The sequence below is a fragment of the Pseudoalteromonas sp. S1610 genome, from assembly GCF_005887465.1.
Taxonomy (GTDB): domain Bacteria; phylum Pseudomonadota; class Gammaproteobacteria; order Enterobacterales; family Alteromonadaceae; genus Pseudoalteromonas; species Pseudoalteromonas undina.
This window is the reverse complement of sequence record NZ_PNDI01000024.1, coordinates 21,771-47,688: the sequence shown is the minus strand read 5'-3', so window position 1 is coordinate 47,688 and position 25,918 is coordinate 21,771. Positions and strand designations below refer to the sequence as shown.

Here is a 25,918-nt window from a genome sequence, read left to right as displayed (position 1 = left end):
ATGTGGTATTTCGCGTGGATTTTAGGTGTACTGCTTGCTTGTACCTTAGGCGTTATAAACGTGATGTGGTATGAATTTCATCAAAATAAAAACAGCATTGCTGATGATGAACAAGCCACCCATGATTTATTAAACGAGCATAATACAAATCACAATGACGACTAATCCCCGACCAAATCGCGCGCAGCAACAACCCCTGCGCGCTTTTTTAAAGCAGCAGAGTAAACCGGCGGCAATGTGGTTAAAGCTAAGCATTGCACTTGGAACAGTTAATGCAATTTTAATGATTGCAGGAGCTTATTTACTCGCGCAAACCATTCATGAGGTGATGTTTGAAGGGCATAATTTAGCCCAAGTAACCCACTATTTATGGCCTTTAGCGGGTATTATTTTACTGCGCGCCATTTTCTTAGCGTTAAGTGAGCGCTTGAGCGCACTTGCTACGCTTAAAATTAAATCGGCTATTCGCCAAACCTTACTCGATAAGCTCACACAACTCGGCCCAAGTTATATAGAGCAACATGGCCAAGGCGCTACGCTCAACACGCTGCACAATGGTGTAGAGGCACTGCATGACTACTATGCTAAATACCTACCCGGTGTTGCCTATAGTGCGCTTATTCCATTGGCTATATTAGTGGTTATATTTCCTACCGATTACAAAGCAGGATTAATATTTTTATTAACCGCTCCACTTATTCCTTTTTTTATGATTCTAGTTGGCCACAAAGCCGAGGCGCTTAATCAAAAACGTTGGCAACAACTGGCAGTATTAGGAAACTATTTTTTTGACCGTGTACAAGGGCTTACTCAACTAAAACTATTTAATGCCACGCGCAAAGAGCTCAAACAAATTGCGCGTATTTCAGATGATTTTAGGCACGCAACGCTAAGCGTGTTAAAAATTGCTTTTTTATCCTCTTTTGCGCTGGAGTTTTTAGCCACAATTAGTGTGGCACTGGTAGCGGTAATTATTGGTTTTAGATTGTTTTTTGGCACTCTGGATTTTGCTACTGGCTTTGTAGTACTGTTACTAGCACCTGAATTTTATTTACCCCTTCGCCAATTAGGCAGCCATTACCATGCGCGCCTGCAGGGAATTAGTGCCGCCGCAGATATGCTGATCATTTTAAACGCACCACTGCCATCAAATGATAATAACAACAAAGCAAAGATCAATATTGATGCTAACAATACTATAAACATCCATGAGCTCAACTTTAGTTACCCTAATAGCAATGAGGGAATAAATAATATTAATTTAACCCTGCCAAGCACAGGACTAGTAGCCATTGTCGGAGCTAGCGGCTCAGGTAAGAGCACCCTACTTGATTGCATGCTTGGTTTTCACCCAGAAGTAATACAACATATATCCATTGACCAACAACCATTGACGACCGCGGATATAAGCCAATTACAACAAAACATTGCATGGATCCCACAAAAGCCAACCTTATTTTACGACACCCTAGCCGCCAACATAAAATTAGGTAACCCAGACGCTTCATATGAAGCACTTGTAAATGCTGCAGAGCAAGCAGGTGCGCTGGAGTTTATTAACGAGCTACCCGATGGCTTTAACACCTTAATAGGTGAGCAAGGCGAAGGGCTATCTGGCGGGCAAAAACAGCGTATAGCATTAGCTCGTGCATTTTTAAAACACGCCCCTATTTTAATGCTCGATGAGCCAACCGCTCATTTAGATAGCCAAACCGAGCAACTCATTCAAAACGCTATTGCTGAGTATGCAAAAAACCACTTGGTGATCACCATTGCACATCGCTTAAATACAGTAAAAAATGCTAAGCAACTTATCGTGATGGAAAACGGCTGCATCGCTCAACAAGGCGATTTTAAATCGCTCAGCCAGCAATCTGGCGAATTTGCAAAGCTACTGCAAACAGCAGAACAAGGGGTAACTAATGGCTAATTTTATTCGTTTGCTCAAATTGTGCCGCCCTCATTATAAAGCGATGCTTTTGGGGACGTTTCTAGCGTCACTCACGGTGCTAGCTAATGTAGGCTTACTCGCTATTTCAGGCTGGTTTTTAGCTTCTATGGCAGCCGCAGGAATTGCCGGCGTCCATATGAACTACTTTACCCCAGCTGGCACCATCCGCTTTTTAGCGATTGTGCGCACCGCCTCACGTTACGCTGAACGCTTAGTTACTCACAACGCCACATTTTTATTGTTAAGTGAAATACGAGTAAACATGTTCGCCACACTCAGCAAGCTTAATAACCTTGATTTAGCTATGAGCCGCAGTGCCGATTTAGTTAACCGCTTGCAAAACGATGTAGACGCATTAGATAAGTTTTATTTAAATGTGTTGCTGCCGATGTTAGTGGCTTTGCTGACTGTGCCTATTATTATGCTGTTTATGTCAGCCTACAATGTAAATGTCGCCCTTATTTGTTTTGTTGGGATTATTATTATTGGGGTGATTATACCGGCAATATTAAGTAAGCAATTAGATAAACATAGTCACCAAGAAACCTTACTTAGTGCACAACTAAGAGCAGAGCTCTCAGACACCTTAACGGGCCTTAGAGAACTAAATATTTATCAAGCTCGAAACCAACAACTCACTAAGTGTGATCAGTTAAGTGAGCAATATAATCAGCAATTATTTATTCGTCATAAGGCTCTTGGCAACGCTGATGGCTTAAGCTTACTCATAGTGCAATTAGCTATGCTTTCCAGCATTGTTACTATTGTGCCGCTAGTGTTTAGCGGTGCTATGGTCAATGTAGAGCTGGCGATGTTGAGCCTGTTTGTGCTTGCCAGTTTTGAAAGCGTATTGTTACTGCCTAACGCCTTTATTGAGCTTCCTAATGTACTAAAAGCAGCTGAGCGACTCTTTATTCTTGAAGACAAAACGCTTAGCACAAACAATGTATCAACCACAGATATTGAGCTATTAAATAAGCACTGGGCTTTGTCGTTAAATAATGTCAGCTATCACTATGGCCAAAAGCAGGCATTAAATAATGTGAGTTTTGAGCTCCCCGCGAAGCAAAAAGTGGCTATTGTTGGTAGAAGCGGCAGTGGTAAAACTACCTTAGTGAATTTGCTCAGTAGTTTATGGCCACTGCAGCAAGGAACAATAAACTTACAAAGCGACAAAGAAATCATAAGCCTGCATGATTTAAATAATGAGAGTCGAGCAAAGACATTAAATATTTTAGCCCAGCAGCATCATATTTTTGATGGCACATTAAGCGAAAACCTTGCTTATGCGGCTCCCGATGCAACCTCGCAACAAATGATAGCAGCATTAACACAGGCAGAACTTGGTGGTTGGTTCTCTGAGCTCAAACAAGGGCTGAAAACCCGTTTAGGTACCGGCGGGCGAAATGTGTCTCAAGGTCAATCAAGACGTATAGCCTTGGCACAGGCCCTGCTGCAAAAACCCGCCATTTTAGTACTCGATGAACCGACTGAAGGGCTCGATAATATCTCTAAACAAGCTGTTATGAACAGTGTTTTACAGCTGAAAGAGCATGCCAGTGTTTTAACAATTACTCATGATCCAGCGTTGTTATCACAAATGGATAGTGTCATCTGGTTAAATAGCGGACAAATCATCGCTCAAGGTTCACATCAACAATTGCTCAATGAACACCCTGACTATGTGGCGTTAACGACCCGCTTTTAGTCCTTGGCAGTATTACTTATTATCAATAACGGTGACCGATACATCAATAACGCCGACTTTAGGGTCGGCTATTTTTTTAAACATCGCCTTAGATAAATCTATAATTCGCCCCCGAATATAAGGACCCCTGTCGTTAATTCTGACCACCACTGACTTATTATTAGCAATATTAGTAACGTTTACTCGTGTACCAAACGGGAGCTTTAAGTGAGCAGCTGTTGCCGCTTGTTGACTAAATCGCTCGCCACTGGCAGTAAGTCGGCCGTGGTACTTATCAGCATAAAATGATGCTTTACCTTGCTCTGCAACATCACGTTGTTGATTATTTATATTACCTGGCGCAGTACTACAGGCGGCCAAAATCACCGACAGTACTGAAAGCAATACTAACTTTATTAGTTTCATTCTTTATACTTTATTGAAAAATGTAGAGGGAGTGTAATAGGACGATACTGAGTAGAGACTGAATTATTAATCAGCTAATAAAAAACCACCTTGATTACTCAAAGGTGGTTTTTTAATTTGTTAAAAATGCTATTTTTTAACGCACAATACCGCGTTCAGAACTTTTAACGAAATCAATCATCAATTGCACTGCTGGAAACTTTGCAGCATCTTCAGCAAGTAATTCAATCGCTTCATCAACACCTAAGCTCTTGCGGTAAAACGCTTTATAAGCGCGGCGTACTGCCATGATTTCATCACTTTCAAAACCACGGCGTTTCATGCCTTCAGTATTGATTGCTGCAGGGCCTGCTGGCATACCAATGGTGGTAACAAATGGAGGTACGTCTTTGTTTACCCCCGAATACATACCAACAAATGCATGCGCACCAATTTTACAAAATTGATGAACACCTGAGTTACCCGCTAAAATAACCCAATCACCAACATGAACGTGACCCGCTACACTGGCATTATTTGCAAAAATAACGTTATCGCCAATTACCGCATCGTGTGCAACGTGGGTGTAAGCCATAAATAAGTTATTGCTGCCTATTTTGGTAACACCTTCATCTTGAATTGTACCGCGGTGGATAGTCGCACATTCACGAATCACATTATTGTCGCCAATAATTAAACTGGTTGGTTCGTTGTTATATTTTTTGTCTTGGCAAGCTTCGCCCACAGAGGCAAACTGAAAAATATGGTTACCAGAGCCAATAGTAGCAGGCCCTTTAACAACAACGTGAGACTCAATAATGCAGTCATCACCAATAACAACATCATTACCGATGTAACTATATGGTCCAACTGACACATTGTTACCAAGTTTTGCACCCGGTTCGATTATTGCCGTAGCATGGATCACAATTAAAACTCTCTTCTAGCACACATGATTTCGGCGCTACACACTGTTTTGCCGTCAACTTTAGCTTCAGCCGCAAATTTCCATATGTTACGACGCTCTTTTAAAAACTTAACATGAAGATGCATGGTATCACCTGGCACAACTGGCTGCTTAAAACGCGCGTTGTCTACAGCTGCAAATAGGTAAAGTTCGTTTTCGCTACGATTTTCAACCGTTTTAAACCCTAATAGACCCGTTGCTTGCGCCATTGACTCTAATATTAGCACACCAGGAAAAATCGGCTGATTTGGGAAGTGGCCAGTGAAAATAGGTTCATTAATCGATACATTTTTAATTGCATGCAATGATTCACCTGGGGTGAAATCGATTACACGATCAATTAGTAGCATCGGGTAACGGTGCGGTAATAAACTTAAAATTTCTTGAATATCAAGGCTATTTAATTCGTTTGCCAAAATAGCATCCTTTTTAGTGTTCAACGTTCATGACTTGTTCAATGCTTCAAGCGCTTTTAGACGTGATTTCATGTCTGAAAGGTTGCGCAAATGAGCAATTGATTTTCGCCATTCTTTGTTAGTCGTATGAGGCATACCAGATGAGTAAATACCTGGTTCGGTGATTGATTTGGTCACCATACTCATGCCGGTAATTATAACACCATCACACACAGACATGTGACCGTTAATTGCGCTCATGCCGCCAATCTGGCAATTTTTACCTATGGTGACACTGCCTGCAAGTACAGTACAACCGGCAATAGCGGTGCCTGAGTTAACTTCAACGTTGTGTGCTATTTGACACTGGTTATCAATAATAACGTTACTGTGGATAATAGTATCATCAAGCGCACCACGATCTATCGTGGTACTTGCGCCAATTTCTACTTTATCGCCAATGATCACAGAGCCTAATTGTGGAATTTTAAGCCACTGACCACGTTCATTTGCATAGCCAAAGCCATCACTACCAATGACAGTGTTAGCTTGCAATAAACAATCTGCGCCAATCTCAACATCATGATAAATGCTCACACTTGGCCAAAGTTTGGTGCCTGAGCCTATTTTAGCACGTTCACCAATAAAACTGTTCGGACCAATTTGTGCGTTATCACCAATTACAGCATCAGCTTCAATTACAACATTAGCACCAATGGCTGCACTTTTGCTCACTTGTGCACTGGCATGTATTACCGCACTCGGGTGTATACCACTATTTGCACTACGAGGTGTAGTATCCATAAACTGAGCGAGTTTGGCATAACAAACATAAGGATTGGCAACGATGATTTTATTGCCTGAAAAGTAAGGCGCATCGTCAGGGCTGAGTATCACCGCACTGGCCTTTGTTGTCTCAAGCTGAGATCGATATTTCTTGTTCGCTAAAAATGCAATATGCCCAGTATGGGCATTTGCAAGTGTCGCTATTTTTTTAATTTCTAAAGCGCCATCACCTTGAAGCTCGGCGCCTAGAAGTTCCGCAATTTGCGAAAGCGTATAATTTTGCATAGGTTAATTATTTCTTACTTACAGCTGTTACTACTTTTTCAGAAAGATCAGTTACTTCTTTAGGATTAAAGTAAATAGTTGTGTCTTTTACTTTAACTTCGTCAAAATCACCTTTTTTAGCAATCTCTTGGATAGTTTCAATGATTAAAGTCTGAACTTTAGCCAACTCCTGATTTTGACGTGCTTTAATTTCTTGCTCTAACGGACGGCCCTTTTCAGCAAGGTTTTTTTGCATACCCTGAATTTTATCACGTAATGCGTCTTTTTGATCTTGACTCATTGTGGTGCTTTCACGCTTAAACTTTTCAGCTTCAAAGCGAATATCGCCCTGTAACTTTTCAAGCTCTTGACGACGCTCAGCAAATTCAGTTTGTAAAGACTGTTCGATTTTAGCCATTTGTGGAAGCTGCTTGTAGATTTCTTGCATATCTACAATACCCACTTTATGAGCAAAAGCATTAACTGATGTACCCATCATAAGTGTAGCTAGAACTGCAACTGCTGTTGATTTGAATAATTTTTTCACAAAAAACTCCTTTAGAAAGTGTTACTAATATTAAAACTGATGGTCTTGGTATCGTCATCTTCTTCTTTTTGCAACGGATACGCAAAGCTGATCAGCATAGGACCCATAGGTGAGATCCATTGTAATGATAAACCGGTTGCAACCCTAAAGCGCATTGGGTCTGAATAATCATCTAATTTTGCACGCTCATCAATACCTAAGTTTTGATAACGATCAACGTTAAACTCGGTATCCCAAACGTTGGCAGCATCAACAAAGAAACTAGTACGTACCGAACTGGTATTTTCTTCATCTAAGAACGGTGTAGGAACAATAAGTTCCATACCTGCAACCGCCTTCGCGTTACCACCTATACGGCCCTGAGGTCTCAATACATCAAACTCAGATGCCCCACCTATATTACCTGTGGTTGTACCATCACCCGATGGCGTGCCTGGTATAGATTGCGGTACTCGTGATACTGCGCGCGGTAAGATAGTATTTCTATCAAAGCCGCGTAGTTCCATTTCTGTAATACGGAAGTACTCTTGGAATGGGAGCGTCTGCTCATACCCGTTAGTAGAGCCATAACCATTACCGTAACCTAATGCCGCACGCGTTGAGAACACCCAACGATGATCGTTTGATATCGGCCAGTAAAAACGTGAATCGTAATTTAATTTAAAGTATTTTAAATCTGAATTCGGCGTTGTTGCTGTTAGGTTTAATGTTTGTCTTGAGCCAGCTGTTGGGAATAAACCACGGTTTACCGTTACACGCGACCAACCTACACTTAACTCATACTTGGTAAACTCAAAGCCCGCATCAGGGTTTTCTGGATCGAGGAAGGTTTCACGTAATACACGTGTTTGCTCATATTCAGCGATATCTGATAGTTCTTCTTCTATCCAACGAGCCCCAAAGTTAATACGATTTATAGCATCAATTGGAAAACCAATGTTAGTCCCAAGGCCATAACTTTTTGACTTATAGTCAATTAAGCTAAACTGGCTAGCATCGTAGTTACTGTAAAAAATGCTGCTGCCTTGCGATACCCCATCTGGCGTAAAGTAAGGGTCTGTGTACGACACACTGACACGCTCAGAGCCACGCGAGGTATTAATGTTAAAACCAATTTGGTTACCTGTGCCTAAAAAGTTAGATTCAGTTACACCAATATTAAATTGCAGGCCTAAGTACGAACCATAAGCAAGGCCGGCATTAAAGCTACCCGCAGATTGCTCTTTAACAGTAAAATCAACATCTACTTGGTCATCCACACCGGGAACAGGCACCACATTAAAGTCAACAGTTTCCATATAAGGTAAACGTTGAATTTGTAATTTAGAACGCTCAAGATTTTGGTTAGATAGCCATGCACCTTCAAGCTGTGTCATTTCACGACGTAGTACTTCATCAGCTGTATTTTGGTTACCACCTACAATAATTCGACGAACATAAACACGTTTTCCAGGGTCAACCGACAAAGTTAGTTGTACTTCTTGGTTTTCGTCATCAATTTCTGGAATGGTGCGTACTTCAGCGTTAGCATATCCAAAACGAGCTAAGTAACTTTTTATAAACTCTTCTGAAGAAGTCACCACCGAGCCGTTATACAACTCTCCGGTACGAAGTGGGATAACACTTTTTATTAGTTCTTCTCGGCCGAGTAAATCACCGATAAAATCAAAGCCTTTCACTTTGTATTTTACACCTTCGGTGATATTTGCCGTTACATAAACCGATTCACGTTCAGGACTAACTGATACTTGAGTTGAATCAATATTAAAACGCAAATAACCACGGTCTAAATAAAAGCTACGAATTTTTTCTAAATCGCCTTCGATGGTTTGTTTTTGATAGCGATCGCTACCCATAAACTGCCACCAAGGTAAATCTTGTTGCGACTCTGCAAGCTGAAGTAGCTCTTCGTTTGAAAAAAGTTCATTACCAACTAAGTTGATTTGACGAATAGAGGCTGCATCGCCCTCATCAAACTCGAGTCTCAATTTAACCCGGTTACGTGGCAGCTTAGTGATACTTATGTCCACTTTTGCATTGTATTTACCAATGCTGTGGAAAAACTCAACTAAGCCTTTTTCAATATTATCGATAACCGTTTTATCCAGCGGCTCGCCTTGACGAATATCTTGTTGATCAAGCGACTGGTTTAACTGCTCATCTTTAATGTCTTTATTGCCTTCAAATTCAATAAAGCTAATTGTTGGGCGTTCAGTTACTTTAAAAATAACGTTATTGCCATCACGCAACGCTTTTATATTGTCAAAGTGACCTGAGCGATAAAGTGACTTAATTGTTTTTGAAATTGTATATTCATCAACATTGTCGCCCACGTTGATAGGAATATGCGTTAATGCAGCACCAAGTGCGACACGTTGCAATCCTTCAACTTTTAAATCTTCAACAATAAAGGAGTTTTGGCCTAGGGCTGCAAAACTTGCACCCAATAAACTTGAAACTACCAAATGTTTTTTTATAGCCATTTTATTATCTTTATCCTTTACAACTGTATTACCGCTTAGCATCGAAAACTAAATAGTTACGAGCTTTACAATCGTGTTCTAATTTGTCGTCACCACGCTTAAATACTACAAGCGCGATACATCATTGAACAAAGCGAAACATGTTAGAAAAATGAGTAGCAAGGCTCCCACTTTAAAACCAAACTCTTGTGTCTTTTCAGAGACTGGTTTTTTACGAAAAAGTTCAATTATGTAATACATTAAGTGCCCACCATCAAGCACTGGCAGAGGAAGTAAATTAAATACTCCCAAATTAACGCTGATCAAAGCTAAAAAGCTTAAAAATGCGACTAATCCGTAACTAACACTTGTGCCGGCACCGACTGCAATGCCGACGGGCCCACTTAAATTTTTTACTGATACTTGACCAGTAATTAAGTTACCTATCATGTCAAAACTCAGCGTAATTAAACGCCATGTTTCTTTTGTGCCCAGCACAATACTATCTAGTGGCCCATAATGTCTAGTCTCAACAAAATCATCAGGCCACTGCTCTACAACCGGAGCAACACCTAAAAAGCCTTGTTCAACACCATTACTGACAACTCGGCTGTTTGGGGTCACTATTATTGTTTTTATACTATCTTGTCTTTTTACACTAAATTGTAAGGATTTGTTAGCCGATTGAGTAATAAGATTAACTAATTGCTGCCAACTGCTCATTGTTTCGCCGTTTACAGCCAGAATAATGTCGTTAACCTGTAAATTTGCCTGTTCAGCAGCAGAGTCTTTAGTAATCGCCGCAATAGTGAGTGTTGCTTGAGGGCGAAACGGCACAATCCCCAACGAGCTCAATGGCGGTACATCTTGCTGATCAAGCTTCCAACCATCGAGGTTGAGAATTTGCGTTGTTTGTTGATAATTTTCATTACGTAAAGTAACGGCAACACTTTTATCACCCAAGTGCGACATCAAAGAAAAAGTCGCATCTTGCCAATTAGTAATATCGTCATCACCAATTTTAATTATTTGCTGAGTAGACGTAATGCCTGCTTGTTCTGCTCTACTGCCTTCAACAACATTACCTACAACCGGTTTTATGGTTTGCACACCCACCATATACATGGCCGCTAAAGCAAAAATAGCAAATAAAAAGTTCGCCATAGGCCCAGCAGCCACAATAGCTATTCGCGCTTGAACAGATTTAGCATTAAACGATAAATGACGTTGATTTGCGGGTACTTCATCAACACGCTCGTCTAACATTTTTACGTAACCACCGAGTGGGATTGCCGCGATCACGTATTCAGTATTGTATTTATCGTGCCATTTTAATAAAGGTTTACCAAAACCAATTGAAAAGCGCAGTACCTTAACGCCCGCCTTACGAGCCACCCAAAAATGACCGTATTCGTGAACGGTCACTAAAATTCCGAGTGCGAGTATAAATGAGCCTAAATTCCAAAAAAAATCGAACATTTTAATGCACCACTTTGGTTATAAACTGCGCTGCGCTCAAACGTGCTAAACGATCACACTCTAAAATTTCATCAAGCGTTTGCACATTGGTGAACTTTGCAGCCTCTAACGTTTTCGCATTCACTTTATAAATATCGGTAAAACTAATTTGTCCCTGCAAAAATGCATTTACAGCCATTTCATTAGCCGCATTCACCGTAGTAGTTGCACCCTGTCCCGCATCACACGCAGCAATTGCTAATTTTAAATTAGGATAACGAGAAAAGTCAGGTTTGGTGAACGAAAAATCACAAATATCAGAAAAATTTAACGGTTTAACACCCGCATCAATTCGCTGTGGAAAGGCAAGCGCATGTGCTATAGGGGTGCGCATATCGGGGTTTCCCATTTGCGCTAAAATAGAACCATCTTGGTATTGCACCATAGAGTGGATAATACTTTGTGGGTGAATCACCACATCAATATCGCTGGCATCACAGTTAAATAACCATTTAGCCTCAATAAACTCTAAGCCCTTGTTCATCATCGTGGCTGAGTCTACTGATATTTTTTGTCCCATAGACCAATTAGGGTGAGCAACCGCTTCACTGACACTAACGCTATCAAGCGTATTAATATCACGGTTTAAAAATGGGCCACCAGAGCCAGTTAATAAAATTTTGCTAACGCCATGCTGCTCAAGCCGTGCTTGTCCTTGGGTGTTTTGTAACGTACTAGGTAAACACTGAAAAATAGCATTATGTTCGCTGTCGATGGGTAATAAAGTTGCTTGATGTTGTTTCACTTTATCAATAAACAACTGACCCGACATCACCAATGACTCTTTGTTTGCCAGCAGTACTTTTTTTCCTGCTTCAACTGCGCTCAAGGTAGGCAGTAACCCAGCTGCACCAACAATAGCTGACATCACAGTATCAACATCAACATGCGCACAAAGCTCACTCATGGCTTTCTCGCCATGCATTACTTGTGTTTTACACATACCTTTTAAAAGTTCACTAAGCTGCTTAGCGGCTTGCTCTGAAGCCATAACAGCATACCGAGGTTGATGAGCAAGACACAACTCAGCCATTTTCTTTGCATTTTGCCCTGCGGCCAATGCGAACACCTTGAACTGCTGTTGATTTCTTGCAACAACATCTAACGTGCTAAGACCTATAGACCCCGTTGCACCCAAAATAACCAGTTGTTGCTCTACACTCATAAACTCAGTGTCCAGGCAAAGCAAATAACAAACATCGGCGCTGCTGCAGTTAAGCTATCAATACGGTCTAAAATACCGCCGTGCCCAGGTAGGCAACTGCCGCTATCTTTAAGACCCGCTTCACGTTTAAACATACTCTCGAGTAAATCACCTACCGCAGAGAACAAAGCAATAAATGCTGTCATTACTGCATAAATTGGCCACACAGAAGTATCAACGTTAGTGTAATAACAAAAAGCCAATACAAATAACACCGCAGCAACCACGCCACCGGCGAGGCCTTCTATGGTTTTATTTGGACTAACTTTAGGCATTAACTTATGTTTACCGAAACTTTTACCGGTAAAGTAAGCGCCAATATCGGCACTCCATACAATACCTAGAACCACTAAAATCAGCATAGAACCATAGTGTGTTGATTCTGTATATTGCGCACTTCGAAGGGTGTTAAGCGCAAGCCACAGTGGTACCAATGTCAGTAAACCTGCAATACCGCGCATCATGAGCCCTTCATTCCAGCCTTTAGCCATAGCGGGGTAACGCCACACTAAATAACTTGCAACTAACCACCATGAAAACGATAAGGTAAATAAGTAATTGGCATCACCTACAAGCTTACCGTTCTGCCATAGAGTTTCTATCGGCCAATGTAAATTAAGTAAACCGAGTAATACTGCAACTAACAATACAAACGCACCGCGTTTTAGTTTATCGCATAGCCCCATAAAAGCAGACCATTCCCATGCGCCCATTAATACAATAGCACCCGCAAAATAACTAAATAACGTTAGTGGGGTGTAAAAAACCAAAGCCAGTGCTAATGGTGCTAGCACTAGTGAGGTTAAAATACGTTGTTTTAACAAAATGATGACCCTTAATCTATTTTAGGTTTGAGCGAGTAATTGTTTTATTTGTTCGCCCGTGCAACCAAAACGTCGCTCTCTGGCAACGTAACATGCGATGGCCTCTGCAAAAGCAGCTTCGTTAAAGTCAGGCCAAAGTGTATTGGTAAAATAAAGTTCAGCGTAGGCTGCCTGCCAAAGTAAAAAATTACTAATTCTGACATCGCCACCAGTACGGATCAATAAATCTGGCTGTGCCTGATCTGCCATACTCATATGCTGTGCAATATGTTCTTCTGTAATGTCTGCGGGATCAAGTTCCCCATTTGCTACTTGTAAAGCAACCTGCTTAGCAGCATGAGTCATATCCCAGCGACCACCGTAATTTGCCGCTACATTTAAGTGCAGACCGGTGTTATTCGCTGTTAGTTCTTGCGCAGTATGTACTTTCGCACGCAAGCTTTCAGAGAATCGAGATAAATCTCCAATGATGGTTAGTTTTACGTTGTTTTTATGCAGCTTTTTAACTTCTTTACTTAGTACAAATAAAAAAAGCTCCATTAATGTATTTACTTCGTCTTCAGGGCGGCGCCAGTTTTCACTACTAAAAGCAAATAAGGTTAACGATTGTATCCCTAATTTAGTACAAAACTGCACAGATTGACGAACTGCATCCACGCCTTTTTTATGCCCATATACACGAGGCCTATTTCTGGCTTGTGCCCAACGCCCGTTCCCATCCATGATGATGGCAACATGTTTAGGCAAACATTGCTGTGAAATTGTATCAGCGTCTAGAACCATAAATTTTGTGTATTCCATAAAAAAACGCCGCCTAGTATACCCCAGACGGCGTTTCAAAACTAATAAATTTAACCTGTACCCGTGATAATAAATCTACTTTAAGCAAATAATTATACAGCTAACAACCTTGTATTTACTGATAATCGAGCCACTAGTAAAGAGAAAATACATTCTGTTACTCTTTAAAATCACACAATTAAAGTAAAGTGCGAATACTTGTAAAAAGCGGCTTAATTATTTAGCTAAAGCTGTTTGCCTAGGTCTAGAACAGTTATTAGATTTCCATCAACTCAGCTTCTTTCGCTGTTAATTGTGTATCCATTTCTTTAATAAACTTATCAGTGATTTTTTGAATTGCATCTTCACCTTGACGTGCTTCGTCTTCAGAGATGTCTTTATCTTTTAATAAGTTTTTAATATCGCCATTTGCATCACGACGAATATTACGAATAGCAACACGTCCGCCTTCTACTTCGCCACGTACGATTTTAATTAAATCTTTACGGCGTTCTTCAGTCAATGGAGGAAGAGGTACACGAATAACCGTGCCTGCAGACATTGGGTTTAAACCAAGGTCAGAAGCCATAATAGCTTTTTCAACAGCTTGCGCTAAAGACTTATCAAATACACCAATAGCCAGTGTGCGTGAATCTTCAATAGTTACATTTGCAACTTGGTTTAACGGTGTTGGAGCGCCGTAGTACGACACCATAATGCCGTCTAAAATTGCAGGATGAGCACGGCCAGTACGAATTTTAGATAATTGACTACCAAGTGCTGCTACACTTTTTTGCATGCGCTCTTGCGCATCTTTTTGAATATCGTTAATCACGGTTTAATCCTAATCTAGTTACTAACTTCATCTGAGGCTTGTGAAGAAATAAGGGTTCCTTCTTCTTCACCCATTATTACGCGTTTTAATGCGCCTGATTTATTCATATTAAATACGCTCAATGGCATATTATGGTCGCGAGCAAGAGTAAATGCCGCTAAATCCATTACTTTTAATTCTTTATCAATAATTTCATTGTAGCTTAAGTGACGGTAAAGTGTCGCATCAGGGTTTTTCACCGGATCATCACTAAATACACCGTCTACTTTGGTCGCTTTAATTACCGTATCAGCTTCAATCTCAATGCCGCGTAAACACGCTGCAGAGTCAGTAGTGAAGAACGGGTTACCTGTGCCAGCGGCAAAAATAACAACGCGACCTGTTTTCAACAAGCTAATAGCTTCAGCCCAGTTATAGGCATCACATACGCCATTTAAAGGGATAGCTGACATTAAGCGACAATTTACAAACGCACGGTGTAGCGCATCACGCATAGCTAGGCCGTTCATTACGGTTGCAAGCATCCCCATGTGGTCACCAACAACGCGATTCATGCCCGCTTCGGCTAATGAGCCACCGCGTAAAAAGTTACCGCCACCAATAACTAAACCCACTTCTACGTCGAGTTCTACGAGCTCTTTAATTTCTTGTGCCATACGATCTAAAACTTTAGGGTCGATGCCGAAGCCTTCGTCTCCCATTAAAGCTTCACCACTTAATTTGAGAAGAACACGTCTAAAAATAGGTTTGCGATTGATAGTCATAGTTTTGGGGCCAACTTTTATTGAATTATGGATAAAAAATAACCGCGCTTATGTTAAACATAAAAGCGCGGTTATTTTAAAGAATTTCTAAGCGTGACGCAAAAGCAAATAGTACTTTAATTGCATGTATTTTCCTTTTGCATCACAAATAGTATGTCTTACTGACCTTTAGCAGCTGCAATTTGAGCAGCAACTTCAGCAGCAAAATCTTCTTCTTTCTTCTCGATACCTGCACCAACTTCCATACGTACAAAGCCAGTAACTGTTGCGTTTTTCTCTTTAAGAATTTCGCCAACAGATTTTTTCGGTTCCATGATGAAAGGTTGACCAGTAAGAGAAACCTCACCAGTGAATTTCTTCATACGACCAACAACCATCTTCTCAGCGATTTCAGCAGGCTTGCCTTCGTTCATCGCGATGTCGATTTGTACTTGCTTTTCTTTTTCAACAACATCAGCAGGTACGTCATCTGGAGTTAGGTAGTCTGGGTTTGAAGCAGCAACGTGCATTGCAACGTGCTTAAGTGTTTCTTCATCAGCAACACCTGCAACAACAACACCAATACGCTCGCCGTGACGGTACTCAACTAGTTGTTCACCAGTGATGTACTGAAGACGACGTACATTGATGTTTTCACCAATTTTAGTTACTAGCTCAACACGATCTTCTTCGAACTTAGCTTGTAAGTCTTCGATAGATGTAGTGTCAGCGATAGCAGCATCTGCAACTTTGTTAGCAAATGCTAGGAAGCTTGCATCTTTAGCAACGAAGTCAGTTTGACAGTTAACTTCTACAAGTACTGCAACACCCGCGTTTTGCTTGATGATGATAGTACCTTCAGCAGCAATATTACCTGCTTTTTTAGCAGCCTTTGCAGCACCGCTCTTACGCATGTTTTCAATCGCTAACTCGATGTCACCATCAGTCTCAGTTAACGCTTTTTTACAATCCATCATGCCAGCGCCAGTACGCTCGCGTAATTCTTTAACTAGGGCAGTAGTTACAGCCATTAGTAAATCCTCAAATCTGAAATCAGGTTTAGATAAGCGGGTTACCCGCTCCACAAGAATAGCAAGTCTTCACCTTTAAAAGATGAAGACTTGATGACAGCTAATTACTCAGCTTCTACGAAGTCATCTTTTTCAGCTTGAGCAACGATGTTACTCTCACGGCCTTCAGTGATCGCAGCTGCAACAGCACTAGTGTAAAGGTTGATTGCACGGATAGCATCATCGTTACCAGGTACGATGTAATCAACACCGTCTGGGTTAGAGTTAGTATCAACGATTGCAACAACTGGGATACCTAGGTTGTTAGCTTCACGGATAGCAATGTGCTCGTGGTCAGCATCGATTACAAAGATAGCGTCTGGAAGGCCACCCATGTTTTTAATACCACCAAGGCTCTTTTCAAGCTTTTCCATTTCACGAGTAAGCATTAACGCTTCTTTCTTAGTTAACTTCTCGAAAGTACCGTCTTGGCTTTGAGCTTCAAGGTCTTTAAGACGCTTGATTGATTGACGAACTGTTTTCCAGTTAGTCAACATGCCGCCTAACCAACGGTGGTTAACGAAGAATTGATCGCTTTGTAAAGCAGCTTCTTTTACTGCTTCGCTTGCTGCGCGCTTAGTACCAACGAAAAGAACTTTACCTTTGTTTGCAGCAGCACCAGATAAAAACTTAAGTGCAGTGTTGAACATTGGTACAGTTTGCTCAAGGTTGATGATATGTACACGGTTACGTGCGCCGAAGATGAAAGGCTTCATCTTTGGGTTCCAGTAACGTGCTTGGTGACCGAAGTGAACACCAGCTTGAAGCATATCGCGCATTGAAACGTTTGCCATTTTGTAAATCCTCTAAGTTGTTTAGGGTTAGGCCTCCACATATCCCATAGCACCAACACCGCAGTTAAATGAAACTGAAATGCACCCAAGTGTATGTGACGATACGTGTGTGTGTTAAAATAAAATTGTGTTTGCCTTAAATACAAAAAATCATTTAAGAATTTATTTGTAAAAAGACGGCGCGCTTTATACCATATTAAAAATAAATACTCAACGTCTCGTGCAAAAATTGTGCGACGATAATCATCTAAAAACGCAACTTTGGAGCCTCAATGAGCGCTGTGATTAAGACCCCTGAAGAAATCGAGAAAATGCGTGTAGCCGGCCGTTTGGCTGCTGATGTGCTAGAAATGATCGAACCACATGTGGTACCAGGTATCACCACCGATGAGCTAAATACAATTTGTCATGATTATATTGTTAATGTGCAAGATGCCGTTCCTGCTCCTCTTAATTATCATGGTTTTCCAAAATCAATTTGTACCTCAGTAAATCATGTAATTTGTCACGGTATTCCGAACGACAAAGCATTAAAAGACGGTGACAGTGTTAATATTGACATCACCGTTATCAAAGATGGTTACCACGGTGACACATCAAAGATGTTTCATGTAGGCACGCCTAATATCCAAGGTAAACGCCTGGCAGAAGTTACTCAAGAAAGTCTTTACCTTGCCATTAAAATGGTAAAACCGGGTGTTCGCCTTGGTGATATTGGTGCCGCTATTCAAAAATATGCAGAGAGCTTTAACTACTCTATCGTACGTGAATACTGCGGCCATGGTATCGGCAGCGAGTTCCATGAAGAACCACAAGTAATGCATTACGGTAAAGCAGGTACTGGCGAAACATTAAAAGCAGGTATGTGTTTAACCATCGAACCTATGGTAAATGCGGGCAAACGCCAATGTAAATTACTTAAAGACGACTGGACTGTGGTAACAAAAGACCGTAGTTTATCAGCTCAGTGGGAACACACCTTACTTGTAACTGAAAATGGTGTTGAAATTTTAACACTACGATCAGATGATACAATCGATAGAATTATCGAGCACTAATTTTAAGTGCGCGCTTAATCGCGATAGTAACTGATTTGCCGTATATCGCTTAAGCGGTTTGCTGTAAGGGGATAACATAAGTTATTGCCCTTACAGCAAATATATTATAAAAATAAATTTCAATGCAGTCCATATATAGGAGCCAGCCTAAGTGGCATTACCTAACAAAGTAAAAAAGTTGCTCAATGATGCTGAGCAATTAAGCGATTACCGCGATTGCTCCGCCTATTTCTATAAATGGTTGCATAATGAATTCTCCAAACAACCTGTTGGTAAATTAATTAATGCCCGTGCAGAATTTATTGACCGGTTGCTAATCAAACTTTTTCAGGTTTATGATTTAGCTCACGAACCAGACTTGGCTTTAATTGCAGTAGGTGGTTATGGTCGTGGCGAGCTACACCCCTACTCTGATATAGACTTTTTGTTACTTGTTACGAAACAGCCTAATGATGATATTTGCGAAAAAATCGGCCAATTCGTTACTATGTTATGGGATCTTAATCTCGAGATAGGTCATAGTGTTCGTACTATTGAACAAGCCATAGATCAAAAACGTGAAGACGTTACCTTTGCCACCAGCTTATTAGAAAGCCGTCTTATTTTTGGCAATCATATTGAGTTTGAAAAACTCAAAAACCATATTATTGAAACCCCGGTGTGGGGCTCAGGTGAATTTTTTGTCGCAAAAGTACAAGAACAAAACTTGCGTCACAGAAAGTGCCACGGTACTGCCTACAATTTAGAACCAAATATAAAAGAAAACCCAGGGGGTCTTCGCGACCTGCAAACTATTATTTGGGTCGCTAAAAAGCACTTTAGGGCAGAAACTCTGCAAGAGCTAATTAGTCACGGCTACCTGACCCATGAGGAATATCAAGAGCTGTTAGAGTGTCTTGAAAATTTATGGAATATCCGCTTTGCATTGCATTTAGCCGCAGAACGTTCAGAAAACCGCTTATTGTTTGATCATCAACCCCAAGCTGCAGAAATTTTAGGTTTTGGTAGCGATGGTAAAGCCTCGGTTGAGCGCATGATGAAGCGTTTATTCAGAATCATGAGCCGAGTACGTGAGCTTAACCAAATGTTGCTTTCGTACTTTGAGCAAAGTATTTCGCCAGACAGCAGTCAAGCTACCGTTGAAGAGCTTGATCGTAACTTTGAGCGCGTTGGCCATCAAATTCGGGTAAAAAGTCCGTCTGTATTCTTTAGACGCGATCAACTTTTTGTGTTGTTTGAGCATATTGCTGACCACCCTGAAATTACCCATATATACCCAAGCACAATTCGCACTATTCGCCAAGTTCGTCGCCGTTTATTAGGCGACCTACAAGACTACGCAGCCTGCCGAGAAGCTTTTTTACGAATCATAAAGCATCCTAATGGCATGGGACGTGCTTTTACGCTGATGCACAAACACGGCATGATTGCCGCCTATTTGCCGCAGTGGCGAAATATTTTTGGCCAAATGCAGTTTGATTTGTTTCATGCCTACACAGTTGATGAACACACCCACAAGCTGATCAATAATATTTATCAGTATTTTGATAAAACCGGGATTAGCGAATTCCCAATTTGCAGCGAAATCGTTACGCGTATGGATAAACCAGAGCTACTTTATTTAGCCGGTATTTTCCACGATATTGCTAAGGGCCGTGGGGGCGATCACTCTGAACTGGGCGCTGTTGATGCCATTGCTTTTTCTAAATTGCATGGTTTTGCATCATCCGATGGTAAGTTAATTTCCTGGCTTGTTAGTAACCACTTACTCATGTCGGTAACGGCGCAGCGTAAAGATATAAACGACCCAGACGTAATAAAAGATTTTGCATCGCGAGTAAAAACAGAGCGCCAGCTCGATTATCTCTATTGTTTAACCGTCGCCGATATACGCGCCACTAATGACAACTTGTGGAATGACTGGAAAAACACTCTACTACGCGAGCTTTACTTGCATACACAACGTGCTTTGCGCCTTGGCCTTGAAAATCCTATGGATCAACGCGACCAAATTCGAGATAAAAAGCATCAAGCTAAACAGCGCTTGATTAATTTGCATTACCATGAAGATCAAATTGACTTAATTTGGAGCCGCTTTAAAGCCAATTACTTTACCGCTTTTAGTGAGCAACAGATTTCGTGGCATACAGAGCATTTACTAAAATGCACCGATTTGAGCCTACCCAGTGTTATTGTCTCAAATAAAGCAATGCATGGCGGCACCCAAGTATTTGCATATAGTCCTTATTCAGGTGCGCTATTTGCTCGATTAGTCAGTGTTATTGGCTCTAAAAAAGCACAAATTCAACACGCCCAAGTACTGACCACCAAAGATGGCTACGTACTGTTCAACTTTGTTATTTTAGAAGTAAGCGGAGACCCAATTGCCAGTAGCCGTGCGCAATCGATTAAACGCGGATTAGAGCAAGCATTAAGTGATCCACGTAAAAAAATACGCTTTAAAAAGAGCCGTTCACAACGCTTTAAAGACTTTAATATTAAACCAAAAATTGTACTGCGCCCGCACCCTCGTAAGGACCGTAGTTTAATAGAAATTCAAGCGGTTGATATACCTGGGCTGTTAACTAAAATAGCCGAGGTTTTTCAAGCTTACTTACTCCACATACATGCCGCACGCATTACCACGGTAGGCGAGCGTGCAGAAGATTTCTTTGTGGTATCTAATAACGAATATCAATCGCTGACTGATGAAGAGCAAGCAAAAATTCATCAGGCATTACGTAAAAAACTCAACGCCGAAATTGAATAAGAGGACACTATGTCAGATTTAAAAACCATGATTGAAAATGCGTGGGATAACCGCGACAGCATTAGCCCAACAACCGTATCAAGCGATGTTAAACAAGCAATTATTGATGCACTTGAGCTATTAGATAGTGGCGCAGCGCGTGTTGCAGAAAAAATTTCTGGCGAATGGGTTGTTCATCAATGGCTTAAAAAAGCCGTACTACTTTCATTTAGAATTCGTGAAAACCAACCAATGAATGATGGCGTAAATCAATTTTACGACAAAGTACCGCTTAAATTTAGCGACTACACACCAGAACAGTTTCAACAAGGCGGCATGCGCGTAGTACCCAACGCCGTTGCCCGTAAAGGCAGCTTTGTAGGGAAAAATGTTGTACTAATGCCATCGTATGTAAACATTGGTGCCTATGTTGATGAAGGCACTATGGTTGATACATGGGCCACTGTAGGTTCATGTGCTCAAATTGGTAAGAATGTACACTTATCAGGCGGTGTGGGCATAGGCGGTGTTTTAGAGCCGCTACAAGCAAATCCTACCATCATTGAAGACAATTGCTTTATTGGCGCACGTTCAGAAATTGTTGAAGGCGTTATTGTTGAAGAAGGTGCGGTTATTTCAATGGGTGTTTACATTAGCCAAAGTACCCGTATTTATGACCGTGAAACCGGTGAAATTCATTATGGTCGCGTACCTGCTGGTGCTGTTGTGGTTCCAGGTGCTCTGCCTTCAAAAGATGGCACGCATAGTTTATACGCTGCGATTATTGTGAAAAAAGTTGATCAACAAACACGCGAAAAAGTAGGCATTAACGCTCTGCTTCGCTCAATTGATGATTAAAAAGCAGTTGTAAGTTTTTAGCTGTAAGCGCTAAGCAGGTTAATATTAAACGTAGATTGGGTTGAGTTAAACGAAACCCAACAACACATTAAAGTTAAGTGTATTCGCTAAAATTTAATTACATACAGAAAAAGCTCTAAGCTTGTATAGGTTTAGGGCTTTTTTAGTGCTTTTAAAATACCTCCTCACAAACCTGTACCCTTTAATCGCGTTGCTTTGTTAGATACCTGCATCTATAGTGAATAAACGCATAATTCGATTGTTGGGGATAAGCTGTTGCGCCTTTTCGTTATAGGTTGGTTGGTGTTATTTGGTTCAACGCAGGCTATGGCTAATGATTTTACATCGTTTAAAGCTAAACTTAACGAAGCCGAAGATTACCTTGTTGTTAATCCCGCACAATCAATAATCATTCTTGAAAATCTCAAAGAACTAAATACAGCTCCTGCTGCGCTATTTATCCGCTGGCATTTGCTTTATGCCCGCACAGCCGTGCCCACAAGTCATTATGATCGGCTTTATAAATCGATTGACGCAATATTTCAGCATCATCAAGCTGACTACTTTAAACAAAAATTGACCACCATAATGAGTGCCTTGGGAATATGGCTTCGCCATGCTGAATATTTAAGCGATGCCCAGCTCTCATTCAAATGTGCTTATAAATATGCGCACAACGATCGCCAACGATTAACACTCACCAACAGTATGGCGCTGGTTGCTCGCTCGCAAAATGACTTTGCTAAAGCGCGTGCTTTATACTTAAATAATCTTGATCTCACCACGCAATTAAAGCTTCCTAATATAACAGCACTCATAAAAAGTAACTTGGGCTACTTAGCGCTTGATGAAGGCAATGTTACTGAGGCTGAACGCTACTTTAGAAGTGCGTTAAGCCTTAACCAAAATATTGATAAACGCGCGGGGCAAATCTCAACCGGGCTTAATTTATTAATGGTCTTTTTAATTCAAGAACATCAGCTTAACTTTGAACGTCTCTATACTCCAACGGCAACTTTAACCCATGCATTTCCCAACGAAGCTAAACAAGCACAGCTACTTTGGCTTGAATTAGGCTACAAAAATTTAACTGGCGATTTCATAAGTCAAAAAGATAAACATCAGCTGCAAGCAGCTTACGAGCAATTAGAAAGCGATAAAATGAAACAGCTAGTAGCACATTATCTAGCTAAAAAGCTTGATGTTACTTTAACCCTACCTGAGCCCATTACCGCTAAAGACTTTACCAGCCCATGGTTTAACTTAGTAAAGCAATGCAATTGGGAGAAAAGTTTATAGCTTTAAGTTATAAACGTTTATCTGAGCTGAGTTAAACGCCGATGAAATTACACAGAGCTACTCGTCACTGACAGCCGGATTAAAAAGTATGGTTATCAATTTGCTAACACCTATAAATTAACTTTTACCCTCCTTTTTAAAGTATATAAATCAAGCAACTGAATTAGCCAATAAACGGAATATATAATAAGGTAGGCAAGCATACTTGAAAGTTAGCAAATTAATATTAAGGATTAATATGACAAAAACTGCTTTACGCTCAACTATTTTGCTACCTGTATTTTTGCCTGCAGTATTTATTATTCTACTCTTGGTAATTGGTACAAGTAGTAACCCTGAACTCGCAGGTCAGGCATTTAGTGTTGCCCTTGCGTGGATAACAGAAACCTTTGGCTGGTTTTATATGTTATCAGTCGCTATTTTCTTGGTATTTATCGTGTGTGTCGCCGCCTCCAGTTGGGGGAATATAAAACTAGGCCCCGATCATGCACAGCCGCAATATAGCTTTGGTGAATGGTTTGCCATGCTATTTTCTGCCGGTTACGGCGTAGCGCTACTTTATTTTGGTGTAGCCGAGCCAGTACTGCATTACGCATCCCCGCCATCGGGCGCGGCTGAAACCGTGGATGCCGCTAAGCAAGCAATGCAAATTGCCTTTTTCCATTGGGGATTTCATATTTGGGCTATTTATGGAATTGTTGGTTTAGTGCTAGCTTATTTTGCCTTTCGTCATGGTCTGCCGCTGTCTATTCGTTCAGCCTTATATCCACTAATTGGTGATAAAATATATGGTCCTATCGGTCATACCGTTGATGTATTTGCCATACTAGGCACCTTATTTGGTATTGCGACCACACTCGGACTTTCGGTGACTCAAATCAACGCGGGGCTACACTATTTATGGCCCGATATTCCTATTAATACCACAGTACAAATTACCGCGATTGCTATTATTACCGCCGCAGCAACCCTCTCTGTAATCGCAGGGATGGATAAAGGGGTAAAACGTTTATCAATCGTGAATATGACCTTAGCGGTTTCATTAATGGCCTTTGTATTTTTTATTGGCCCAAGTATTCATATTTTAGAATCGTTTTTACAAAATACCGGCAGTTATCTTAGTGGTATTGTTGAGCGGACCTTTAACTTACAAGCCTATAGTCGCAGTGATTGGATTGGTAACTGGACTTTATTTATATTTGGCTGGACGATTGCGTGGGCGCCGTTTGTTGGGATGTTTATCGCAAAAATTAGCCGCGGTAGAACTATTAGGCAATTTGTTGTTGGCGTAATGTTAGTTCCCACTATTTTTACTTTTTTATGGTTCTCAGTTTTTGGCGATACAGCACTGAATTTAATAATGAATGAAGGCTTTGATACGCTCATTGGTGATGTACAAGCAAATCATGCCGTCGCATTATTTCAATTATTTGAAGTGTTACCGTTATCATTTTTTATTTCGCTACTCACGGTTATTTTAATTGTTACCTTTTTTGTTACCTCATCTGATTCCGGCTCTTTGGTAATCGATTCACTCGCTTCAGGTGGAAATATTAATACACCGGCATGGCAGAGGGTGTTTTGGGCGGTACTTGAAGGCGCTGTGGCGGCTGTTTTATTAGTGGCTGGTGGCTTAAGTGCACTGCAAACCATGACCATTGCCAGTGCGCTACCCTTTGCTATTATTATGCTAATTGCCACTGCGGGGCTTTGGCGAGCGCTAAGAATTGAGGGCCATCGCGATACCAGCCTACAAGCACATTCACTCAATAGTCGTAATATTGATCTATCCCATTGGAAACGCCGTTTAGCGGCTATGGTTAATTACCCCAATAAAGAAAAAGTACATACTTTTATTGGTAGCGTAGTCGTTGAGGCAATGAAAGCCGTACAAGCAGAATTTAAATCTCGAAAATGGCATGCTGTGGTGGAATTTGATACTGATTTAGGACGCGCTCATTTAACTGTACTACGTCATGAGCATGTGGATTTTGTTTATGATATTCGCCTTACCGAGCACCCTATGCCGAGCTTTGCTTACTCAGAGCTGCGCCCAGATAATGACAATACTGAAATGTATTATAAGGCTGATGTATTTTTACGTCGTGGTGGTCTGTCGTACGATGTTTATGGCTACAATGAAGATGATATTGTGAAGGATATTCTTGATCAGTTTGAGAACTACTTACACTTTTTAGGTAACAGCCCCGGCGAACTACCTTGGGATATGGCTGAGCATGATGACATGTTAAATATCGATAAAGCTTAACTGATACAGCCAGTATTGAGAAAACGGTAATTAAAAATAAAAAAGGCACTGTAAAGTGCCTTTTTATTTACTCAAATCTAATTAATTACAGCGCGTTAAATACATCATCTGTTTTAGCAGCGCAAATGAAGTCATTTTTATGCAGACCTTTAATTGAATGGCTCCACCAAGTAACAGTTACTTTGCCCCATTCGGTTAATAGACCTGGGTGATGCCCTTCGTCTTCAGCCATATCACCTACCTTATTGGTAAACGCAATGGCTTGTTTAAAGTTTTTAAACTTATAAACGCGCTCTAACTGCATAATACCGTCGCGTACTTCTGGCACCCAGTCAGGGATTTTTTTAATCAATTCAGCCAATTCAGCATCAGATACTTTTGGAGCATCTGCATGACAGGCTTCACATTTTTGTGCACTTAATGAAGACATTTTAAATCCTTAATTTAGCGTTA

Annotated in this window: 23 protein-coding genes; 8 read left to right on the top strand and 15 right to left on the bottom strand. The window is 40.9% G+C overall.

What is annotated here, in order from left to right:
* From cydX to cydC, 3 genes are read left to right on the top strand one after another with little or no spacing between them, the layout of a single operon-like run.
* Positions 1-165: a cytochrome bd-I oxidase subunit CydX gene (gene cydX, locus CWB77_RS10830; protein ID WP_008110965.1), complete on the top strand. Its 165-nt coding sequence runs from the start codon at positions 1-3 to the stop codon at positions 163-165.
* Positions 155-1,930: a thiol reductant ABC exporter subunit CydD gene (cydD, locus tag CWB77_RS10825; protein WP_138622696.1), complete on the top strand. Its 1,776-nt coding sequence runs from the start codon at positions 155-157 to the stop codon at positions 1,928-1,930. Before cydX ends, cydD begins: the two co-directional genes overlap by 11 nt.
* The gene (cydC, locus tag CWB77_RS10820) at positions 1,923-3,659 is read left to right on the top strand and encodes a thiol reductant ABC exporter subunit CydC (protein ID WP_138622694.1); all 1,737 of its coding nucleotides are present in this window, start codon (positions 1,923-1,925) and stop codon (positions 3,657-3,659) included. Before cydD ends, cydC begins: the two co-directional genes overlap by 8 nt.
* A 12-nt stretch (positions 3,660-3,671) precedes the next feature.
* On the opposite strand, the gene CWB77_RS10815 is transcribed toward cydC, so the two are convergent.
* The 14 genes from CWB77_RS10815 to rpsB all read right to left on the bottom strand — a co-directional run bounded on the left by CWB77_RS10815 (position 3,672) and on the right by rpsB (position 17,232).
* On the bottom strand, positions 3,672-4,064 hold the full coding sequence (locus CWB77_RS10815; RefSeq protein WP_138622692.1) for a septal ring lytic transglycosylase RlpA family protein: 393 nt from the start codon (positions 4,062-4,064) through the stop codon (positions 3,672-3,674).
* 136 nt (positions 4,065-4,200) lie between these two features.
* Positions 4,201-4,971 carry an acyl-ACP--UDP-N-acetylglucosamine O-acyltransferase gene (lpxA, locus tag CWB77_RS10810; protein ID WP_008110972.1) on the bottom strand — a complete coding sequence of 257 codons (771 nt, stop codon included), beginning with the start codon at positions 4,969-4,971 and terminating at the stop codon, positions 4,201-4,203.
* A 2-nt stretch (positions 4,972-4,973) separates the two neighbouring features.
* Positions 4,974-5,426 carry a 3-hydroxyacyl-ACP dehydratase FabZ gene (gene fabZ / locus CWB77_RS10805; protein WP_008110974.1) on the bottom strand — a complete coding sequence of 151 codons (453 nt, stop codon included), beginning with the start codon at positions 5,424-5,426 and terminating at the stop codon, positions 4,974-4,976.
* A 27-nt stretch (positions 5,427-5,453) separates the two neighbouring features.
* A complete protein-coding gene (lpxD, locus tag CWB77_RS10800; protein WP_075169617.1) occupies positions 5,454-6,476 on the bottom strand; it encodes a UDP-3-O-(3-hydroxymyristoyl)glucosamine N-acyltransferase in 1,023 nt (340 codons plus the stop codon).
* Positions 6,477-6,483: 7 nt separating this feature from the next.
* Positions 6,484-7,002: an OmpH/Skp family outer membrane protein gene (locus tag CWB77_RS10795; RefSeq protein WP_010388129.1), complete on the bottom strand. Its 519-nt coding sequence runs from the start codon at positions 7,000-7,002 to the stop codon at positions 6,484-6,486.
* 11 nt (positions 7,003-7,013) lie between these two features.
* Entirely contained in the window at positions 7,014-9,485 is a 2,472-nt protein-coding gene (gene bamA, locus CWB77_RS10790; protein WP_055012808.1) for an outer membrane protein assembly factor BamA, read from the bottom strand.
* 105 nt (positions 9,486-9,590) lie between these two features.
* Positions 9,591-10,943, bottom strand: coding sequence for a sigma E protease regulator RseP (gene rseP, locus CWB77_RS10785; RefSeq protein ID WP_138594528.1), 1,353 nt, complete (start codon positions 10,941-10,943; stop codon positions 9,591-9,593).
* Between the two features lies 1 nt (position 10,944).
* Positions 10,945-12,147, bottom strand: a complete 1,203-nt coding sequence (gene ispC / locus CWB77_RS10780) for a 1-deoxy-D-xylulose-5-phosphate reductoisomerase (RefSeq protein ID WP_138622689.1) — start codon at positions 12,145-12,147, stop codon at positions 10,945-10,947.
* The gene (locus CWB77_RS10775; RefSeq protein WP_010388121.1) at positions 12,144-13,010 is read right to left on the bottom strand and encodes a phosphatidate cytidylyltransferase; all 867 of its coding nucleotides are present in this window, start codon (positions 13,008-13,010) and stop codon (positions 12,144-12,146) included. Before CWB77_RS10775 ends, ispC begins: the two co-directional genes overlap by 4 nt.
* 21 nt (positions 13,011-13,031) lie before the next feature.
* Positions 13,032-13,811, bottom strand: coding sequence for an undecaprenyl pyrophosphate synthase (gene uppS, locus CWB77_RS10770; RefSeq protein ID WP_010388117.1), 780 nt, complete (start codon positions 13,809-13,811; stop codon positions 13,032-13,034).
* Positions 13,812-14,067: 256 nt separating this feature from the next.
* Entirely contained in the window at positions 14,068-14,589 is a 522-nt protein-coding gene (gene frr / locus CWB77_RS10765; RefSeq protein ID WP_218651693.1) for a ribosome recycling factor, read from the bottom strand.
* Between the two features lie 50 nt (positions 14,590-14,639).
* Positions 14,640-15,389, bottom strand: coding sequence for a UMP kinase (gene pyrH / locus CWB77_RS10760; protein ID WP_016899281.1), 750 nt, complete (start codon positions 15,387-15,389; stop codon positions 14,640-14,642).
* Between the two features lie 158 nt (positions 15,390-15,547).
* Complete coding sequence (gene tsf, locus CWB77_RS10755; protein ID WP_138622687.1) at positions 15,548-16,399, bottom strand: translation elongation factor Ts; 852 nt, start codon at positions 16,397-16,399, stop codon at positions 15,548-15,550.
* A gap of 104 nt (positions 16,400-16,503) precedes the next feature.
* Entirely contained in the window at positions 16,504-17,232 is a 729-nt protein-coding gene (rpsB, locus tag CWB77_RS10750; RefSeq protein WP_008110990.1) for a 30S ribosomal protein S2, read from the bottom strand.
* A gap of 272 nt (positions 17,233-17,504) precedes the next feature.
* Between rpsB and map the strand changes: the two genes are divergently transcribed.
* From map to CWB77_RS10725, 5 genes are all read left to right on the top strand, one after another.
* Positions 17,505-18,290 carry a type I methionyl aminopeptidase gene (map, locus tag CWB77_RS10745; RefSeq protein WP_054202413.1) on the top strand — a complete coding sequence of 262 codons (786 nt, stop codon included), beginning with the start codon at positions 17,505-17,507 and terminating at the stop codon, positions 18,288-18,290.
* Between the two features lie 151 nt (positions 18,291-18,441).
* Positions 18,442-21,060 carry a [protein-PII] uridylyltransferase gene (gene glnD, locus CWB77_RS10740; RefSeq protein WP_010388109.1) on the top strand — a complete coding sequence of 873 codons (2,619 nt, stop codon included), beginning with the start codon at positions 18,442-18,444 and terminating at the stop codon, positions 21,058-21,060.
* A gap of 9 nt (positions 21,061-21,069) precedes the next feature.
* Positions 21,070-21,897 (top strand): 2,3,4,5-tetrahydropyridine-2,6-dicarboxylate N-succinyltransferase, encoded by an 828-nt coding sequence (gene dapD / locus CWB77_RS10735; RefSeq protein WP_010388107.1) that lies wholly within the window; start codon positions 21,070-21,072, stop codon positions 21,895-21,897.
* A gap of 276 nt (positions 21,898-22,173) precedes the next feature.
* Positions 22,174-23,196, top strand: a complete 1,023-nt coding sequence (locus CWB77_RS10730; protein ID WP_138622685.1) for a tetratricopeptide repeat protein — start codon at positions 22,174-22,176, stop codon at positions 23,194-23,196.
* Between the two features lie 238 nt (positions 23,197-23,434).
* Complete coding sequence (locus tag CWB77_RS10725) at positions 23,435-25,465, top strand: BCCT family transporter (protein WP_138622683.1); 2,031 nt, start codon at positions 23,435-23,437, stop codon at positions 25,463-25,465.
* Positions 25,466-25,550: 85 nt separating this feature from the next.
* On the opposite strand, the gene CWB77_RS10720 is transcribed toward CWB77_RS10725, so the two are convergent.
* The gene (locus tag CWB77_RS10720) at positions 25,551-25,895 is read right to left on the bottom strand and encodes a 4a-hydroxytetrahydrobiopterin dehydratase (RefSeq protein WP_008111000.1); all 345 of its coding nucleotides are present in this window, start codon (positions 25,893-25,895) and stop codon (positions 25,551-25,553) included.
* Positions 25,896-25,918 lie beyond the last annotated feature (23 nt).

What these genes read in the sequence shown, in the direction of transcription:
- map (WP_054202413.1), top strand. Translation starts at nt 17,505, where the DNA reads ATGAGCGCTGTGATTAAGACCCCTGAAGAAATCGAGAAAATGCGTGTA.
- bamA (WP_055012808.1), bottom strand. Translation starts at nt 9,485, where the DNA reads ATGGCTATAAAAAAACATTTGGTAGTTTCAAGTTTATTGGGTGCAAGT.
- cydC (WP_138622694.1), top strand. Translation starts at nt 1,923, where the DNA reads ATGGCTAATTTTATTCGTTTGCTCAAATTGTGCCGCCCTCATTATAAA.
- CWB77_RS10720 (WP_008111000.1), bottom strand. Translation starts at nt 25,895, where the DNA reads ATGTCTTCATTAAGTGCACAAAAATGTGAAGCCTGTCATGCAGATGCT.
- uppS (WP_010388117.1), bottom strand. Translation starts at nt 13,811, where the DNA reads ATGGAATACACAAAATTTATGGTTCTAGACGCTGATACAATTTCACAG.
- CWB77_RS10815 (WP_138622692.1), bottom strand. Translation starts at nt 4,064, where the DNA reads ATGAAACTAATAAAGTTAGTATTGCTTTCAGTACTGTCGGTGATTTTG.
- tsf (WP_138622687.1), bottom strand. Translation starts at nt 16,399, where the DNA reads ATGGCTGTAACTACTGCCCTAGTTAAAGAATTACGCGAGCGTACTGGC.
- CWB77_RS10725 (WP_138622683.1), top strand. Translation starts at nt 23,435, where the DNA reads ATGACAAAAACTGCTTTACGCTCAACTATTTTGCTACCTGTATTTTTG.
- pyrH (WP_016899281.1), bottom strand. Translation starts at nt 15,389, where the DNA reads ATGACTATCAATCGCAAACCTATTTTTAGACGTGTTCTTCTCAAATTA.
- dapD (WP_010388107.1), top strand. Translation starts at nt 21,070, where the DNA reads ATGTCAGATTTAAAAACCATGATTGAAAATGCGTGGGATAACCGCGAC.
- cydD (WP_138622696.1), top strand. Translation starts at nt 155, where the DNA reads ATGACGACTAATCCCCGACCAAATCGCGCGCAGCAACAACCCCTGCGC.
- rseP (WP_138594528.1), bottom strand. Translation starts at nt 10,943, where the DNA reads ATGTTCGATTTTTTTTGGAATTTAGGCTCATTTATACTCGCACTCGGA.
- lpxD (WP_075169617.1), bottom strand. Translation starts at nt 6,476, where the DNA reads ATGCAAAATTATACGCTTTCGCAAATTGCGGAACTTCTAGGCGCCGAG.
- cydX (WP_008110965.1), top strand. Translation starts at nt 1, where the DNA reads ATGTGGTATTTCGCGTGGATTTTAGGTGTACTGCTTGCTTGTACCTTA.
- ispC (WP_138622689.1), bottom strand. Translation starts at nt 12,147, where the DNA reads ATGAGTGTAGAGCAACAACTGGTTATTTTGGGTGCAACGGGGTCTATA.
- frr (WP_218651693.1), bottom strand. Translation starts at nt 14,589, where the DNA reads ATGCAAAAAAGTGTAGCAGCACTTGGTAGTCAATTATCTAAAATTCGT.
- rpsB (WP_008110990.1), bottom strand. Translation starts at nt 17,232, where the DNA reads ATGGCAAACGTTTCAATGCGCGATATGCTTCAAGCTGGTGTTCACTTC.